The sequence below is a fragment of the Streptomyces sp. NBC_00631 genome (assembly GCF_045206895.1).
Taxonomy (GTDB): Bacteria; Actinomycetota; Actinomycetes; order Streptomycetales; family Streptomycetaceae; genus Streptomyces.
In genome coordinates this window covers 3077624-3093567 of record NZ_CP107734.1, presented here as the reverse complement: position 1 = coordinate 3093567, position 15944 = coordinate 3077624, and the positions used below count along the sequence as shown (strand labels likewise).

General features: G+C 70.3%; 14 protein-coding genes. 13 read left to right on the top strand and 1 reads right to left on the bottom strand.

The features are described 5' to 3' along the window. The first annotated feature begins 3 nt into the window (after positions 1 to 3). The 8 genes from murG to OHB00_RS14160 all read left to right on the top strand — a co-directional run bounded on the left by murG (position 4) and on the right by OHB00_RS14160 (position 7298). The gene (gene murG / locus OHB00_RS14195) at positions 4 to 1092 is read left to right on the top strand and encodes an undecaprenyldiphospho-muramoylpentapeptide beta-N-acetylglucosaminyltransferase (RefSeq protein WP_360513045.1); all 1089 of its coding nucleotides are present in this window, start codon (positions 4 to 6) and stop codon (positions 1090 to 1092) included. A 29-nt stretch (positions 1093 to 1121) separates the two neighbouring features. After that, complete coding sequence (locus OHB00_RS14190; protein WP_406434827.1) at positions 1122 to 1919, top strand: cell division protein FtsQ/DivIB; 798 nt, start codon at positions 1122 to 1124, stop codon at positions 1917 to 1919. A gap of 279 nt (positions 1920 to 2198) precedes the next feature. After that, positions 2199 to 3395 carry a cell division protein FtsZ gene (ftsZ, locus tag OHB00_RS14185; RefSeq protein WP_406434825.1) on the top strand — a complete coding sequence of 399 codons (1197 nt, stop codon included), beginning with the start codon at positions 2199 to 2201 and terminating at the stop codon, positions 3393 to 3395. A gap of 10 nt (positions 3396 to 3405) precedes the next feature. Then, positions 3406 to 4134, top strand: a complete 729-nt coding sequence (pgeF, locus tag OHB00_RS14180) for a peptidoglycan editing factor PgeF (protein WP_406434823.1) — start codon at positions 3406 to 3408, stop codon at positions 4132 to 4134. 6 nt (positions 4135 to 4140) lie between these two features. Further along, positions 4141 to 4860: a YggS family pyridoxal phosphate-dependent enzyme gene (locus OHB00_RS14175; RefSeq protein WP_406434821.1), complete on the top strand. Its 720-nt coding sequence runs from the start codon at positions 4141 to 4143 to the stop codon at positions 4858 to 4860. Positions 4861 to 4986: 126 nt separating this feature from the next. After that, positions 4987 to 5628 (top strand): cell division protein SepF, encoded by a 642-nt coding sequence (locus tag OHB00_RS14170; RefSeq protein ID WP_355707924.1) that lies wholly within the window; start codon positions 4987 to 4989, stop codon positions 5626 to 5628. Between the two features lie 51 nt (positions 5629 to 5679). Continuing rightward, entirely contained in the window at positions 5680 to 5964 is a 285-nt protein-coding gene (locus OHB00_RS14165; protein ID WP_181805458.1) for a YggT family protein, read from the top strand. A gap of 56 nt (positions 5965 to 6020) precedes the next feature. Then, on the top strand, positions 6021 to 7298 hold the full coding sequence (locus tag OHB00_RS14160) for a DivIVA domain-containing protein (protein ID WP_406434818.1): 1278 nt from the start codon (positions 6021 to 6023) through the stop codon (positions 7296 to 7298). Between the two features lie 267 nt (positions 7299 to 7565). On the opposite strand, the gene ileS is transcribed toward OHB00_RS14160, so the two are convergent. After that, entirely contained in the window at positions 7566 to 10736 is a 3171-nt protein-coding gene (gene ileS / locus OHB00_RS14155; protein ID WP_406434816.1) for an isoleucine--tRNA ligase, read from the bottom strand. Between the two features lie 593 nt (positions 10737 to 11329). Between ileS and OHB00_RS14150 the strand changes: the two genes are divergently transcribed. The 5 genes from OHB00_RS14150 (at position 11330) to OHB00_RS14130 (ending at position 15935) form a co-directional block, all read left to right on the top strand. Further along, positions 11330 to 12127, top strand: a complete 798-nt coding sequence (locus OHB00_RS14150) for a TraR/DksA C4-type zinc finger protein (protein ID WP_406434814.1) — start codon at positions 11330 to 11332, stop codon at positions 12125 to 12127. Between the two features lie 68 nt (positions 12128 to 12195). Further along, a complete protein-coding gene (lspA, locus tag OHB00_RS14145; protein WP_406434812.1) occupies positions 12196 to 12810 on the top strand; it encodes a signal peptidase II in 615 nt (204 codons plus the stop codon). Positions 12811 to 12875: 65 nt separating this feature from the next. Beyond that, entirely contained in the window at positions 12876 to 13820 is a 945-nt protein-coding gene (locus OHB00_RS14140) for an RluA family pseudouridine synthase (protein WP_406434810.1), read from the top strand. After that, a complete protein-coding gene (locus OHB00_RS14135) occupies positions 13817 to 14287 on the top strand; it encodes a GNAT family N-acetyltransferase (protein WP_406434809.1) in 471 nt (156 codons plus the stop codon). The genes OHB00_RS14140 and OHB00_RS14135 overlap by 4 nt, the downstream gene beginning before the upstream one ends. A gap of 61 nt (positions 14288 to 14348) precedes the next feature. Further along, positions 14349 to 15935: a Na+/H+ antiporter gene (locus tag OHB00_RS14130; RefSeq protein ID WP_406434807.1), complete on the top strand. Its 1587-nt coding sequence runs from the start codon at positions 14349 to 14351 to the stop codon at positions 15933 to 15935. Positions 15936 to 15944: the final 9 nt, after the last annotated feature.

Below are 15944 nucleotides of genomic sequence, written 5' to 3'. Positions count from 1 at the left end.
TCGGTGCATGTCGTACTCGCTGGTGGGGGGACCGCCGGCCACATCGAGCCGGCGCTCGCCCTCGCGGACGCCCTGCGCAGGCAGGACCCCACCGTGGGGATCACGGCCCTGGGCACGGAGCGCGGTCTGGAGACCAAGCTCGTCCCGGAGCGCGGCTATGAGCTCGCACTGATCCCGGCGGTGCCGCTGCCCCGCAAGCCCACCCCCGAACTGATCACCGTCCCGGGCCGGCTGCGGGGCACCATCAAGGCCGCCGAGCAGATCCTGGAGCGCACCAAGGCGGACTGCGTCGTCGGCTTCGGCGGCTATGTCGCCCTGCCCGGCTACCTGGCCGCCAAGCGTCTCGGCGTGCCGATCGTGATCCACGAGGCCAACGCCCGCCCCGGTCTCGCCAACAAGATCGGCTCCCGGTACGCCGCCAGGGTCGCGGTCTCCACCCCGGACAGCAAGCTGCGGGACGCCCGCTACATCGGCATCCCGCTGCGCCGCTCCATCTCCGTCCTGGACCGGGCGGCCGCCCGCCCCGAGGCCCGGCACCGCTTCGGCCTCGACCCCAACCTGCCCACGCTGCTGGTCTCGGGCGGCTCCCAGGGCGCCCGCCGCCTCAACGAGGTCGTCCAGCAGGTCGCGCCCTGGCTCCAGCAGGCCGGTATCCAGATCCTGCACGCGGTCGGCCCGAAGAACGAACTGCCGCAGGTGCACCAGATGCCGGGAATGCCGCCCTATATCCCGGTAAGTTACCTGGACCGGATGGACCTCGCGTACGCCGCGGCCGACATGATGCTCTGCCGCGCGGGCGCGATGACCGTCGCCGAACTCTCCGCCGTCGGACTCCCGGCCGCCTATGTCCCGCTGCCCATCGGCAACGGCGAACAGCGGCTGAACGCCCAGCCGGTGGTCAAGGCCGGCGGCGGCCTGCTGGTCGACGACGCGGAACTCACCCCGGAGTGGGTGCAGCAGAACGTCCTGCCCGTACTCGCCGACCCGCACCGGCTGTACGAGATGTCCCGCGCGGCAAGCGAGTTCGGCCGCCGGGACGCCGACGACCTGCTCGTCGGCATGGTGTACGAGGCGATCGCCTCAAGCCGATAGGACCGTATGACGAAAGGCAAGTGAGTAGCGTGGCCGGACCGACCACCACCGCCGAACGCGGTGAACGCCGGCAGGAGTCGTCCGGCCCGCCGCTCGTCCGCCGACTGCGGAACCGCCGCTTTCGTAGGATCGTCATTCTGGGGTTGGCCGTTGTGCTCCTCGGGTCCGGCTCCGGCTGGCTGCTGTACGGCTCCCCGTGGCTGCGGGTGCGCCATGTCTCCGTGTCCGGTACGGCCGTTCTCACCCCCGACCAGGTCCTCGCGGCCGCCGACGTCCCCGTCGGAGCGCCGATGGTCTCGGTCGACACGGACCGGATCGAGGCCCGGCTGCGCCGGAGGCTGCCCCGCATCGACGCGGTGGACGTCGTCCGTTCCTGGCCCCATGGAATCGGGCTGAAAGTGGTCGAGCGCACTCCGGTACTGCTCATTGAAAAGGGCGGAAAATTCACCGAAGTGGACAAGAAAGGCGTCCGTTTCGCCACGGTGCCGCAGGCGCCCGAAGGCGTTCCGGCACTGGAACTGAGTCTGCCCCGGTCGGGTTCGGCCACCGCGAGCCTGCGCCGATTCGGCACCGACCGGCTGGTGCGGGAAGCGGTCGAGGTCGCGCGTGCCCTTCCGGCCGCGGTCCGCCGGGACACCCGAACCCTCAAGGTCCGCTCCTACGACGACATCTCGCTGGAGCTGGGCGGCGACCGCGTCGTCGAGTGGGGCAGTTCCGAGAACGGCGCCGCGAAGGCGCGCACGCTCACCGCGCTCCTGAAAGCCGCTTCCGCCTCCCGGCACTTCGACGTGAGTGTTCCCACCGCCCCTGCGTCATCAGCGAGTTGACGCACATCAGCGCAGGCCAGCACCCTGGTTGGGCACTGCTATGCCTGATCACATAGGGTGAAAAGAAAAACGGGAGGTTCGGCGTGTTCGTTGAACGGGCGCCACTTGTCGACTTAGTGTCCTGTTCAGAAGACTCCAGGGAACAGACACACTGGTAACCCTAAACTTCAGGGTTAGGGTTCGGGTCGGCGCTACGGACCGTCCCAATCGGCATCTGCCGTCCCGCGCGGGGCAACCGCACGTGGACGGCAACGTAATTCGAGGCGAGAGGCCTTCGACGTGGCAGCACCGCAGAACTACCTCGCAGTCATCAAGGTCATCGGTGTCGGCGGCGGTGGTGTCAATGCCATCAACCGGATGATCGAGGTCGGTCTCAAGGGCGTCGAGTTCATCGCCATCAACACCGACGCACAGGCGCTGTTGATGAGCGACGCCGACGTCAAGCTCGACGTCGGCCGTGAACTCACCCGGGGACTCGGCGCCGGCGCCAACCCGGCCGTCGGCCGCAAGGCGGCCGAGGACCACCGCGAGGAGATCGAGGAGGTCCTCAAGGGGGCCGACATGGTCTTCGTGACGGCCGGTGAAGGCGGCGGCACCGGCACCGGCGGCGCGCCCGTCGTGGCCAACATCGCCCGCAACCTGGGCGCCCTCACCATCGGCGTGGTCACCCGCCCGTTCACCTTCGAGGGCCGGCGCCGGGCCAACCAGGCCGAGGACGGCATCGCCGAACTCCGCGAAGAGGTCGACACCCTCATCGTCATCCCCAACGACCGGCTGCTGTCCATCTCGGACCGCCAGGTCTCGGTGCTCGACGCGTTCAAGTCGGCCGACCAGGTCCTGCTCTCCGGTGTCCAGGGCATCACCGACCTCATCACCACCCCCGGCCTGATCAACCTCGACTTCGCCGACGTCAAGTCGGTCATGTCGGAAGCCGGTTCGGCCCTCATGGGCATCGGCTCGGCCCGCGGCGACGACCGCGCGGTGGCCGCCGCCGAGATGGCGATCTCCTCGCCGCTCCTGGAGGCCTCCATCGACGGCGCCCGGGGCGTGCTGCTCTCCATCTCCGGCGGCTCCGACCTCGGCCTGTTCGAGATCAACGAGGCCGCCCAGCTGGTCAGCGAGGCGGCCCACCCCGAGGCCAACATCATCTTCGGCGCGGTCATCGACGACGCCCTCGGCGACGAGGTCCGCGTCACCGTCATCGCGGCCGGGTTCGACGGGGGCCAGCCCCCGGCCCGCCGGGACAACGTCCTCGGCTCGTCCTCGGCCTCCGCCCGCCGCGACGAGCCCGCCCCGGCCCGGCGGGAGGCCGAGCGTCCCTCCTTCGGCTCGCTCGGCAGCGTGACCCCCAAGGAGGAGCCGGAGCCGGCGCCCGAGCCGGTCGCCGACATCCCGGTCGCCCCGCCGGTCCCGCCGTCGCGGACCTACACGGACAGCGCGGCCGAGGAACTGGACGTACCGGACTTCCTCAAGTGATCCTTACGACGTGATAGGACAGCGCGAGACCGTGAGCGGCGCGCACTTCGCCTTCACCGACAGGTGGGGCGGGGTGAGCGCCGCTCCGTACGAGGAGCTCAACCTGGGCGGAGCGGTCGGCGACGACCCCGGCGTGGTACGGACCAACCGGGAGATCGCCGCCAAGTCGCTCGGCCTGGACCCCGGCCGGGTGGTCTGGATGAACCAGGTCCACGGAAACGGCGTGGCCGTCGTGGACGAGCCCTGGGGAGACCGTCCGGTGCCCGAGGTCGACGCGGTGGTCACCGCGCGCCGGGGGCTCGCCCTCGCCGTCCTCACCGCCGACTGCACGCCGGTGCTGCTCGCCGACCCGGTCGCCGGGATCGTGGCCGCCGCCCACGCGGGCCGGCCCGGGATGGTCGCCGGGGTCGTCCCCGCCGCCGTACGCGCGATGGCCGGGCTCGGCGCCGAGCCCGCCCGGATCGTCGCCCGCACCGGCCCGGCCGTCTGCGGCCGGTGCTACGAAGTGCCGGAAGCCATGCGCGCCGAGGTGGCCGCCGTCGAGCCGGCGGCGCACGCCGAGACCAGCTGGGGCACTCCGGCGGTCGACGTGAGCGCGGGAGTGCACGCACAGCTCGCGCGCGCCGGGGTGCTCGACCGGGCGCAGTCGCCGGTGTGCACGCTGGAATCGGGCGATCACTTCTCGTACCGCCGGGACCGCACCACCGGGCGGCTCGCCGGCTATGTGTGGCTGGACTGATGAGACATGACGGACCGTAGGGCCGAACTCGCCGGAAACCTGGCGAAAGTGGAGGAGCGCATCGCCGCCGCCTGTGCGGCGGCGGGGCGCAGGCGGGATGAGGTGACCCTGATCGTGGTCACCAAGACCTACCCGGCGAGCGACGTGCGGATCCTGTCCGGGCTCGGGGTGCGCCATGTCGCCGAGAACCGGGACCAGGACGCGGCCCCCAAGGCCGCCGAATGCTCGGATCTGCCCCTTGACTGGCACTTTGTAGGCCAATTGCAGACCAACAAAGTGCGATCCGTCGTGGGTTATGCGGATCTCGTGCAGTCCGTCGATCGTTCCAAGCTCGTGGACGCACTGTCCAAGGAGGCGGTGCGGGCCGGGCGCGAGATCGGGTGTCTCCTTCAGGTCGCGCTCGACGCGGGTGCGAGCGGAAGGGGGGAGCGCGGCGGCGTCGCGCCGGGCGGAATCGAAGAGTTGGCCGCCCTCGTCGCGGGCTCGCCGGGACTGCGGCTCGACGGACTCATGACCGTCGCTCCGCTCACTGGGGAGTACGCGGGGCGCCAACGCGCGGCGTTCGATCGGTTGATGGATTTGTCGACTGACCTGCGCCGAGCCCATCCGGCTGCGAACATGGTCTCCGCAGGGATGAGTGCGGACCTTGAGGAAGCCGTGGCCGCCGGGGCGACACATGTACGCGTCGGCACTGCGGTACTCGGAGTCCGCCCCAGGCTCGGGTAACGTCGCCAGGAAGTCGGACCACAGCAGAAAATATGGTCAATGCCGCCTTAGGCGGGCGCAACGACCGCGTGGATCGCGGGACTTGGCAGTCGTCACCGATCCACCACAGAGCGGAGGACTCAGAGCATGGCCGGCGCGATGCGCAAGATGGCGGTCTACCTCGGCCTCGTGGAGGACGATGGGTACGACGGCCGCGGATTCGACCCCGATGACGACTTCGAGCCCGAACTGGACCCGGAGCCCGAGCGGGACCATCGACGGCACGAGCCGTCGCACCAGTCCCACGGAGCACACCAGTCCCAAAGGGACGATTCGGTACGAGTGGTACAGCCGTCGCCCCCGCGCGAACCGGTGTCGCATTCCGCTTCGCTACCCGCGGAATCGGGACGCCCGGCGCGCATCGCCCCCGTGGCGTCCATCACACAAGAACGCGCAAGCCTGGAGAAGAACGCACCGGTGATCATGCCCAAGGTCGTGTCGGAACGAGAGCCTTACCGGATCACCACGCTTCACCCCCGGACCTACAACGAGGCCCGTACCATCGGGGAACACTTCCGTGAGGGCACCCCGGTGATCATGAATCTGACTGAGATGGATGACACAGACGCGAAGCGACTTGTCGACTTTGCGGCTGGTTTGGTGTTTGGTCTTCACGGCAGCATCGAGCGGGTGACGCAGAAGGTGTTCCTGTTGTCGCCTGCTAACGTCGATGTCACGGCGGAGGACAAGGCCCGCATCGCAGAGGGCGGGTTCTTCAACCAGAGCTGAGACGCAAGACCGGTACAAGGCACGGAACAGGGGAGAGGGAAAGCACGGATCATGGGCGTGTTCCTGGATGTGATCTACATCGCGCTGATGTGCTTCCTCATCGTGCTCATCTTCCGGTTGGTCATGGACTACGTGTTCCAGTTCGCCCGCTCATGGCAACCCGGCAAGGCGATGGTGGTCGTACTTGAGGCCACCTACACTGTCACCGATCCACCGCTCAAGCTTCTGCGGCGGTTCATCCCGCCGCTGCGTCTCGGGGGCGTGGCGCTCGACCTGTCCTTCTTCGTACTGATGATCATCGTCTACATCCTGATCGCCATCGTTGGTCGGCTGTGATGAGCGATGTGACCTACCGTCTTGCCGAACGCCGACGACTACGTTGAGGTGAAGAGATGCCGTTGACCCCCGAGGACGTGCGGAACAAGCAGTTCACGACCGTCCGCCTCCGAGAAGGCTATGACGAGGACGAGGTCGATGCCTTCCTCGATGAGGTCGAAGCCGAACTGACGCGCCTGCTCCGCGAGAACGAGGACCTGCGCGCCAAGCTGGCCGCGGCCACGCGCGCTGCTGCCCAGAACCAGCAGAACATGCGCAAGCCTCCGGAGCCGCAGGACCAGCAGCAGGGCGGCATGCCTCAGGGTGGAATGCCCCAGCAGGGTGGAATGCCTCAGCAGGGCGGAATGCCCCAGGGCATGCCTCAGCAAGGTGGAATGCCCCAGCAGGGCATGCGAGGTCCCGGCGCTCCGGTGCCCGCCGGCATATCGGGCCCGCCGCAGCAGCAGATGGGTGGCCCCATGGGCGGTCCCCCGCAGCTGCCGAGCGGCGCCCCGCAGCTGCCGGCCGGTCCCAGTGGTCAGGGTGGTCCGCAGGGTCAGGGTCCGATGGGCCAGGGCCCGATGGGTCAGGGCCCGATGGGTCAGGGTCCGATGGGTCAGGGCATGGGCCAGGGTCCCGGTCCGATGGGCCAGGGCATGGGCCCGATGGGCGGCCAGCCGCCCATGCAGCAGCAGATGGGTGGCCCGATGGGCGGCCCCATGGGCGGTCCGATGGGCGGCCCCGGTCAGGGCCCCGGTGGCGACAGCGCCGCCCGTGTCCTCTCGCTGGCCCAGCAGACCGCCGACCAGGCGATCGCCGAGGCCCGCTCCGAGGCCAACAAGATCGTCGGTGAGGCCCGCAGCCGCGCCGAGGGTCTGGAGCGCGACGCCCGTGCCAAGGCCGACGCGCTGGAGCGGGACGCGCAGGAGAAGCACCGCGTCGCCATGGGCTCCCTGGAGTCCGCGCGCGCCACGCTGGAGCGCAAGGTCGAGGACCTGCGCGGCTTCGAGCGCGAGTACCGCACGCGTCTGAAGTCGTACCTGGAGTCGCAGCTGCGTCAGCTGGAGACCCAGGCCGACGACTCCCTGGCGCCGCCGCGCACCCCGGCCGCGGCCTCCCTCCCGCCGTCCCCGGCGCCCTCCATGGCCCCGGCCGGCGCGAGTGCCCCGTCCTACGGCGGCAACCCGCCGATGGGCGGCGGCCCGTCTCCCGCTGCCCCGTCCTACGGCGGCCAGCAGCAGATGACGCCGGCGATGACCCAGCCGATGGCACCGGTACGCCCGCAGGGCCCGTCCCCGATGGGCCAGGCGCCGTCCCCGATGCGCGGCTTCCTCATCGACGAGGACGACAACTGACGGCGGCCGCGTAGTACGCCGTAGTCGTCGGCAGGCGTTCAAAAGGGCGGGCCCCGGATCTCGATCCGGGGCCCGCCCTTTTGACGCGCGTTGCGCCCCCAGGAGCGCGGGGAACCGCGCCCGACAAGGACGCCGACCCGCAGGTACGAGAAGGGGCTTGTAGATCAGGGGCGCGGGGAACCGCCCCCTCAAGGGCTCCGACCCGCGCATATGAGAAAGGGCCCGATCCCACCGTGGAGACCGGGCCCTTCTGGTATGAGCCGGTGCCTACGCCTTCCGCAGCCGGAACGTCAGCGACAGCCCTTCGTCGGTGAAGGGAGCGCCGTAACCGTCATCCCCCTCGCCCTGGGAGAAGTCGGTCGCCAGCACCTCGTCGGCGATCAACGAAGCGTGCTCCGCCAGCGCCGCGATCACCGCAGGGTCGGTCGACACCCACCTGAGCGCGATCCGGTCGGCCACGTCCAGCCCGCTGTTCTTCCGCGCCTCCTGGATCAGCCGGATCGCGTCCCGGGCGAGCCCCGCCTGCCGCAGCTCCTCCGTGATCTCCAGGTCGAGCGCGACGGTCGCCCCGGAGTCCGACGCCACCGACCAGCCCTCACGAGGCGTCTCCGTGATGATCACCTCGTCCGATGCCAGCGTCACGGTCTCGCCCTCGACCTCCACCGACGCCGTGCCCTCGCGCAGCGCCAGCGACAGCGCGGCCGCGTCCGCCACGGCGATCGCCTTGGCGACCTCCTGCACCCGCTTGCCGAACCGCTTGCCCAGCGCCCGGAAGTTGGCCTTGGCCGTGGTGTCCACCAGCGAACCGCCCACCTCGGACAGCGAGGCCAGCGAGGACACGTTCAGCTCGTCGGTGATCTGCGTGTGCAGCTCCGGGTCGAGCGCGTCGAAGCCGACCGCGGCGACCAGCGCCCGGGACAGTGGCTGCCGCGTCTTCACGCCCGACTCCGCGCGCGTGGCCCGGCCCAGCTCGACGAGGCGTCGTACCAGAACCATCTGCTTGGACAGCTCCGGGTCGATCGCTCCCAGGTCGGGCTCCGGCCACGCCGCCAGGTGCACCGACTCGGGGGCGCCCGGGGTCACCGGCGCCACCAGGTCCTGCCACACCCGCTCGGTGATGAACGGGGTCAGCGGGGCCATCAGCTTGGTGACGGTCTCCACGACCTCGTGCAGCGTGCGCAGCGCGGCCTTGTCGCCCTGCCAGAAACGACGCCGCGACCGGCGGACGTACCAGTTGGACAGGTCGTCGACGAACGCCGACAGCAGCTTGCCTGCGCGCTGGGTGTCGTACGCCTCCAGGGACTGCGTCACCTGGTCGGTGAGCGCGTGCAGTTCGGAGAGCAGCCAGCGGTCGAGGAGCGGGCGGTCGGCCGGGGCCGGATCGGCCGCGGACGGCGCCCAGTTCGACGTACGGGCGTACAGCGCCTGGAAGGCGACCGTGTTCCAGTACGTCAGCAGCGTCTTGCGGACGACCTCCTGGATCGTGCCGTGGCCGACCCGGCGGGCCGCCCACGGCGAACCGCCGGCCGCCATGAACCAGCGCACCGCGTCCGCGCCGTGCTGGTCCATCAGCGGGATCGGCTGCAGGATGTTGCCCAGGTGCTTGGACATCTTGCGGCCGTCCTCGGCGAGGATGTGCCCCAGGCAGACCACGTTCTCGTACGACGACTTGTCGAAGACCAGGGTGCCGACGGCCATGAGGGTGTAGAACCACCCGCGCGTCTGGTCGATCGCCTCGGAGATGAACTGCGCCGGGTAACGGCTCTCGAACAGCTCCTTGTTCTTGTACGGGTAGCCCCACTGCGCGAACGGCATCGAGCCCGAGTCGTACCAGGCGTCGATGACCTCCGGCACGCGCGTGGCCGTCCTGGCGCACTGGGGGCAGGCGAAGGTGACGTCGTCGATGAACGGGCGGTGCGGGTCCAGCTCCGACTGGTCGGTGCCGGTCAGCTCGGTGAGCTCCGCGCGGGAGCCGACCACGGTGAGGTGGTCGTCCTCGCAGCGCCAGATCGGCAGCGGGGTGCCCCAGTAGCGGTTGCGGGACAGCGCCCAGTCGATGTTGTTGTTCAGCCAGTCCCCGTACCGGCCGTGCTTGACCGTGTCCGGGAACCAGTTCGTCGTCTCGTTCTCCGCGAGGAGACGGTCCTTGATCGCCGTCGTGCGGATGTACCAGGACGGCTGCGCGTAGTAGAGCAGCGCGGTGTGGCAGCGCCAGCAGTGCGGGTAGCTGTGTTCGTACGGCAGGTGCTTGAAGAGGAGGCCGCGCTGCTTGAGGTCTTCGGTGAGCCGTTCGTCGGCCTTCTTGAAGAAGACGCCGCCGACCAGCGGCACGTCCTCCTCGAAGGTGCCGTCCGGGCGGACCGGGTTCACCACCGGCAGGCCGTAGGCGCGGCAGACCTTGAGGTCCTCCTCACCGAAGGCGGGGGACTGGTGCACCAGACCCGTACCGTCCTCGGTCGTGACGTATTCGGCGTTGACGACATAATGCGCCGGTTGCGGGCCGTGCCCGATGGTTCCCTCGCCGGCGCTCGGGAACTCGACGAGTTCGAACGGACGTTGATAGGTCCAGCGCTCCATCTCGGCGCCGGTGAAGGTCTGGCCCGTGGTCTCCCAGCCCTCGCCGAGCGCCTTGGCGACCAGCGGCTCGGCGACGACGAGCTGCTCCTCGCCGTCGGTGGCGACGACGTAGGTGACCTCCGGGTGCGCGGCGACCGCCGTGTTGGACACCAGGGTCCACGGGGTGGTCGTCCACACCAGGAGCGCGGCCTGGCCGGCGAGCGGACCGGAGGTGAGCGGGAAACGGACGTACACGGAGGGGTCGACGACCGTCTCGTAGCCCTGCGCCAGCTCGTGGTCGGACAGGCCGGTGCCGCAGCGCGGGCACCAGGGGGCGACGCGGTGGTCCTGGACCAGCAGACCCTTGTCGAAGATCGTCTTCAGCGACCACCAGACCGACTCGATGTACTCGGGGTCCATCGTGCGGTAGGCGTCGTCCAGGTCGGTCCAGTACCCCATGCGGGTCGTCAGCGCCTCGAAGGCGTCGGTGTGGCGGGTCACCGACTCACGGCACCTGGCGTTGAACTCGGCGATGCCGTACTTCTCGATGTCCGGCTTGCCGCTGAAGCCCAGCTCCTTCTCGACCGCGAGCTCCACGGGCAGGCCGTGGCAGTCCCAGCCGGCCTTGCGGGCCACGTGGTAGCCGCGCATGGTGCGGAAGCGGGGGAAGACGTCCTTGAAGACGCGCGCCTCGATGTGGTGGGCGCCGGGCATGCCGTTGGCGGTGGGCGGGCCCTCGTAGAACACCCACTCGGGGCGGCCCTCGGACTGCTCCAGGGTCTTGGCGAAGATCTTCTGCTCGCGCCAGAAGTCGAGCACGGCGTGCTCAAGGGCGGGCAGGTCGACCTGTGCGGGCACCTGGCGGTACGTCGGCGCTGTCATCTGCGAGCTTCCTCCAACGGACTTGCTGCCTTCCGTCGGAGGGACGAGAGCCTTGCCTTCCGTACGCCGTGTGCGGCGCGCTCCCGCGGTACCACCCTCCTTGGCTCTCCGGACGCCGTACGCGCCGGTGAGCCCCCTCATTGGGGTCGCGAAGCCGGTTCTACTGGCCCTTGCGGGGCGTTCTTCCGGCGGCTCCGGGGTGATCTTCACGTCGCGCTCGCCCCCGGGCTTCCACCGTCCCCGGGTCGCTCTGGGCTGCGTACGCCGCTACTCGTCCCCATCCACGCTTCTCGCTCCGCCCAGTGTACGGCGCCGCACGGACAGCGGCCGACCCGTTTTCCGGGCGCCGGCGGCGCGGGACCGTCCGTCTGCCGAGATGACCCGAATGGCGCGGTACGCGTGTTCGCATCCTGCGATGTCCGGCTCGGCGGATTACCGCGCGGGGAGCTGGGCACAACGCATGCATACCTGCTGCGTGGGGGGTGCGGGGCAGGCGGATCGGGCGGCGTGCCCCGTTGCCGCGGGACTCAAGTCGATTTATCGTCCCAGCACGATACGCGTGCAAGATCACAATATGTGAAGGGGCCGCGGCCATGGTGGCGAAGAAGACCGCGGGGGACGCCGAAAAGAAGAGCACGCGCGCGACAGCGGCGGCTCCTTCCAGGAAGGCGCCGGGCGAGAAGGGCTCCGCCAGGAAAGAGGCCGCAAAGAAGGCACCGGTGGGGAAGGCGGCCGAGAAGGAGGCCGCTGTGAAGAAGGCCGACGGAACCAGGACGGAGAAGGTCCGGAAGCCGGAGAAGAGCACGTCCGGGGCCGCGGCGACGAAGACCGCGGCGGAGAAGAGCACGGCCAAGAAAAGTACGGCCAAGAAAGCGGGCGCGGCGCGGGCCGCGAAGCAGACGGGAGCCACGACGGTGGTTGCGAAGAAGACTCCTGGCACGGCCACGGCGGCGGAGACCGCCGTCCCCAAGGCGCGGCTCGCCGCGGCGGCTCCGGGTGAGCTCGCGGTGCGCCCCGGCGAGGACCCGTGGACGCCGCAGGAGGTCGAGGAGGCGCGCACCGAGCTGACGACCGAGGCGATGCGGCTGCGTGCCGAGATCGAGGCGTCCGAGAGCGCTCTGGCCGGGCTGATGCGGGACTCCGGCGACGGCGCCGGAGACGACCAGGCCGACACCGGCACCAAGAACATCACCCGCGAGCACGAACTCGCGCTGGCCGCCAACGCGCGCGAGATGCTCGAACAGACCGAGCGCGCCCTGCAGAAGCTGGACGCGGGCACCTACGGCCTCTGCGAGAACTGCGGCAACCCCATCGGCAAGGCCCGGATGCAGGCCTTCCCGAGGGCCACCCTGTGCGTGGAGTGCAAGCAGAAGCAGGAACGCCGTTACTGAGCGTCGGGGGCGCCTGGGGCGTGCCGTAGTCTCGTCCCGAGGCAGGCACCTAGGTTTGAGGGACTCACGTGGCAGAGGCGGAACGCATCATCGGTACGCCGGGCACCCCGGACGACGGCGGCGAGCGGACGGCGGCGCCCGGCGCCTCTGACACGTCCGGTGCGGATCAGCAGTCCACCGCGGGACGGCGGCCCGGGCGCGGGCGCCGGATCGCCGTGCTCTTCGCGGTGGCCGCCTTCGCGTACACCCTCGACCTGGTCAGCAAGATGATCGTGGTCGCGAAGCTGGAGCACCATGCGCCGATCGAGGTCGTCGGCGACTGGCTGGAGTTCCACGCGATCCGCAACCCGGGCGCGGCCTTCGGCTTCGGCGGCGCCTTCACGATCATCTTCACGGTGATCGCGGCGGCCGTGATCGTGGTGATCTTCCGGCTGGCGCGCAAGCTGTACAGCTTCCCGTGGGCGGTCGCGCTCGGCCTGCTGCTCGGCGGCGCGCTCGGCAACCTCACCGACCGGATCTTCCGCTCGCCGGGGATCTTCGAGGGCCAGGTCGTCGACTTCATCGCACCCAAGGGCTTCGCGGTGTTCAACCTGGCCGACTCGGCGATCGTCTGTGGCGGCATCCTGATCGTGCTGCTCTCCTTCCGTGGCCTGGACCCGGACGGGACCGTCCACAAGGACTGACGGGGCCGCACGGACCGCACGGACTTGCGTACGGGGCTGTCGGCGGTGTCCGGCATACTCGACGGGTGAGTACCCTTCCCGAGATCCGAACCCTGCCCGTGCCCGACGGCCTGGAGGGCGAGCGCGTCGACGCCGCCATCTCCCGCATGTTCGGCTTCTCCCGTACCAAGGCGGCCGAGCTGGCCGCGGCGGGCAAGGTCCAGGTCGACGGCTCGGTGGTCGGCAAGTCCGAGCGGGTGCGCGGGGGGGCCTGGCTGGAGGTCGAGATGCCCGGGGCGCCCGCGCCCGTGCAGATCGTCGCGGAGCCCGTCGAGGGCATGGAGATCGTGCACGACGACGGTGACGTGGTCGTGATCGTCAAGCCGGTCGGCGTCGCCGCGCACCCCAGCCCCGGCTGGACCGGCCCGACCGTGATCGGCGGTCTCGCGGCCGCCGGCTACCGGATCTCCACCTCCGGCGCCGCCGAGCGCCAGGGCATCGTGCACCGCCTCGACGTCGGCACCTCGGGTCTGATGGTGGTCGCCAAGTCGGAGCGGGCGTACACCTCGCTGAAGCGCCAGTTCAAGGAGCGCACGGTCGACAAGCGCTACCACGCGCTCGTGCAGGGCCACCCCGACCCGACCAGCGGCACCATCGACGCCCCGATCGGCCGCCACCCGCAGCACGACTACAAGTGGGCGGTCACGGCCGACGGCAAGCCCTCCGTGACCCACTACGACCTCATCGAGGCGTTCCGCGCGGCCTCCCTGCTCGACGTGAAGCTGGAGACCGGCCGCACCCACCAGATCCGCGTCCACATGGCCGCCCATCGCCACCCCTGCGTCGGCGACCTGACCTACGGCGCCGACCCGACGCTCGCCAAGCGGCTGCACCTGACCCGCCAGTGGCTGCACGCCGTCCGGCTCGGCTTCGAGCACCCCGGGGACGGCGAGTGGGCCGAGTTCGCCAGCGACTACCCGGCCGACCTGCAGAAGGCGCTCGACCAGGTCCGCGAGGAGACGTACGGATGAGCACGCGCGCGTACCGGGTGCGGGTCGCCGAGGATCCCGCCGACCTGGAGGCCTGCCGCGTGGTGCGCAAGCAGGTCTTCGTGGTCGAGCAGGGCGTCCCCGAGGACTTGGAGTACGACGAGTACGATGCCGTCGCCGTGCACGTCCTGGCGGTCCGCGAGGACGGTGTACCGCTCGGCACCGGCCGGCTGCTGTACGGCGAGCCGGCCGCGGCCAAGACCGGCGGCGACCTGTCCCTGGGCTCCCTGGGCCGGCTCGCGGTCGCCGCGGAGGCCCGCGGCCTCCGCATAGGCGTCGCCCTGGTCCGGGCCATCGAGGAGGCCGCACGCGCGCGTGGCCTGACCGCGGTGGACCTGCACGCGCAGACCCACGCGCTGGGCTTCTACGAGCGGCTGGGCTACGAGCCGTACGGACCGGAGTACGAGAAGGCGGGCATCGCGCACCGGGGGATGCGGCGCGCGCTCTGACCGGGGTCGCATGGCAGGCTTGAGGCCTGCTGTGTGATCGTCGACTCCCGGAGTGCTGGCCGTGGATCAGTTGGCCCTGTTGTTCGTGCTGTTGCTCGGGGCCCTGGTGAGTGTCCCCTTGGGGGACCGGTTCGGACTGCCGGCGCCCGTGCTGATGACGCTGTTCGGGATCGTCCTCGCGGTCGCCGACTTCGTGCCGAACGTGAACATCCCGCCGGAGCTGATCCTGCCCGGCCTGCTGCCGCCGCTGCTCTACGCCGCCGTACGGCGGACCTCCTGGCGCCAGTTCGCGGCCAACAAACGGCCGATCTTCCTGCTCGCCGTGGCCCTGGTCTTCGTCACCACGGTGTGCGTCGCCGTCGTCGCCAACGCGATCGTGCCGGGACTGCCGATCGCGGCCGCGGTCGCGCTGGGCGCGCTGGTCGCCCCGCCCGACCCGGTCGCCGCGACCGCCGTCGCCGGGCAGCTCGGGCTGCCGCGCCGGCTGGTGTCGATCCTGGAGGGCGAGGGGCTTTTCAACGACGTCACGGCCATCGTCCTGTACCACGTGGCCATCGCCGCCGTGGTCAGCCGTGCCTTCTCGCCGTGGCGGGCCGGGCTGGACTTCCTGCTGTCCGCCGTGGTCGCGGTCGTCGTGGGGCTGGTGCTCGGCTGGGGCGCCAACAAGCTGATGGACGTGCTCGGCGACGCGACCCTGCAGATCGGGCTGACCCTGCTCGTCCCGTACGTCTCCTACGTCGTCGCCGAGGAGCTGCACGGCTCCGGTGTCCTCGCCGTGCTCACCACTGCGCTGTTCATCGCCGAGTACGCCACCGACGCCGACGACGTGATGACCCGGCTCGCCGGCTACACCTTCTGGGACATCGTCGACACGCTCGTCACCGGTGTCGCGTTCGGGCTGATCGGCCTGGAGCTGCACAACGCGATCCGCACGGCGGCCGGCCGCTGGGGCGAACTGCTGGGGTGGGCGGCCGCGATCGTCGCCGTGGTCGTCGTGGTACGGCTGCTCTGGCTGCTGCCGGCGACCTGGCTGACCAAGCGGCTGCACGCCCGGCGGGACTACGACGAGGAGATCCCGACCAGCTGGCGGGAGACGATCGTGATGTGGTGGTCCGGGATGCGCGGGGTGGCGTCGGTGGCGCTGGCCCTGGCGATTCCCCTGAAGACGGACGACGGATCGGCCTTCCCGGACCGGGACGAGATCGTCTTCATCGCGTTCGGCGTGATCATGGCGACGCTGGTGCTCCAGGGGCTGACCCTGCCGTGGCTGGTGAAACGGCTGGGGGTACGGGCCGACACCGACCGCGAGAAGGAGATCGAGAAAGAGCTGGCGGTACGGGCGGCGAAGGCGGCACGGCGGCGTCTGAAGGAGATCGAGCAGGTCGAGGAGCTGCCGGACGACGTCACCGAGCAGATGCTGCGGCGGGCCTTCGAGATCGGGTTCCGGATCAGTCCCGATGTGGTGGAGGACGAGCGGCGGGAGGGCCACGAGAAGCGGATGCGGCGGCTGAAGCGGTTGCGGCGGATCCAGCAGGAGATGCTCAGCGCGGCACGGCACGAGGTGCTGGCGGCGCGGAGTGAGCCGGGGGCGGACCCGGAGATCGTGGACCGGGTGCTGAGGCATTTGGACGTCCGCAGCCTGCGCTGAGCGCTCCGC